Below are 1,351 nucleotides of genomic sequence, written 5' to 3' on the forward strand. Positions count from 1 at the left end.
TTCGAGATCGGACGGGGATTTATCGGCGGACACGATCACCTGGCGGTTCTGATCGACCAGCGCGTTGAACGTGTGGAAAAACTCTTCCTGGGTCGAATCCTTGCCGCTGATGAACTGGACATCGTCGATCATCAGCACGTCCACCGAGCGGAACTGGTCCTTGAAGGCGACCGTATCCTTGAAGCGCAGCGCCCGGATGAACTGGTACATGAATTTTTCGGCGGACAGATAAATCACCCGGCGCGAGGGGTCGCGCTGGCGAATATGCCAGGCAATCGCGTTCATCAGATGGGTCTTGCCGAGGCCGACGCCGCCGTAGAGGAACAGCGGATTGAACGATACGGTGGCGCTTTCGGCCACCCGGCGCGCGGCGGCGAAGGCCAATTCGTTCGGCTTGCCGACCACGAAGGTTTCGAAGGTCAGGCGCGGGTCGAGCGGAACCGATACTTGATCGGGCGAGAGCGGGTCAATATCGCTCGCCTCCGGGCGCGCGGCGGCCCGCTGGAAGGCGGGGGCCGGAAAATCGGCCCGACCCATCGGGGCCGCGCTTGGCCCATTGGGAGCCGTCAGGATCGGAATCGACAGGGCCGCACCGGGCGCGAGCGGCTTCAGCTTGGGCGCAACGACGAGATCGATTGTGCGCAGGCCGGGCATTTCTTCGGTCAGCAGGCGGCGCACGCGATCGACATAATGGGTCGCGACCAATCGCGCATGAAGCGCGTCGGCAGCGACAGGCGCACCGCCCCATCGGTGACATCCTGCAAGGCCAGCGGCGCAAGCAGCTTTTGAACGCTGCCTCCCCAACCTCCGACACCAGCCGCGTGCGCACGCGCTGCCAGCTATCGAGCATCGCCACCGGAAGCCCACCGACCGCATCGGAGCCTAAAGAAGCAGGGGAAAATCCGGCGGATGGGGGCATGGGGGGTTCGATGCGCCTGAAAAATGAAGGGGTTGTTACAAAATAATGTTTAACGTCATCTTATGGCGATGACGTCACCCAACTTCAAACAATAATAACCAACAAAATGTTACTTTTGCATTCATGGTTAATGGTTTCGCTTTCGGGCGATAGAAGCAGGATACTCGGCACCCTGACATATTGTTCCAAAAAACGTCTCTAAGCTACGGCAGATCAAGTTTACACCTGAAACCACCCATCGGATCGTTCGGAATACTGTAGGCGTGACTCGGGTGGTTTGGCAAGGTGATCTTAGCGCGAACAAAGCCGGGAACCGCCGCTGTCGCGAATCAATCACAGTCCCCCGCCGGAGAAAATTACCGAGCCCCTGATACGTCAGCCAGGAGCCAGAATAAAATTCTGACAAGCCAACAAACAAAATGCCTGACGCGA

At 58.9% G+C, this 1,351-nt stretch carries 2 protein-coding genes; both read right to left on the bottom strand.

Annotation, left to right across the window (positions count from 1 at the left end; all coding sequences use genetic code 11):
- A partial coding sequence (locus VZ95_RS24560) for a DnaA ATPase domain-containing protein (RefSeq protein ID WP_332308142.1) occupies window positions 1–705 on the bottom strand: 705 nt, incomplete at its 3' end.
- Window positions 663–764 (bottom strand): hypothetical protein, encoded by a 102-nt coding sequence (locus VZ95_RS29000; RefSeq protein ID WP_332308143.1) that lies wholly within the window; start codon window positions 762–764, stop codon window positions 663–665. The genes VZ95_RS29000 and VZ95_RS24560, both read right to left, overlap by 43 nt.
- Between the last annotated feature and the right edge of the window lie 587 nt (window positions 765–1,351).

The organism is Elstera litoralis, from assembly GCF_000963705.1.
In the GTDB taxonomy this organism is placed as follows: domain Bacteria; phylum Pseudomonadota; class Alphaproteobacteria; order Elsterales; family Elsteraceae; genus Elstera; species Elstera litoralis.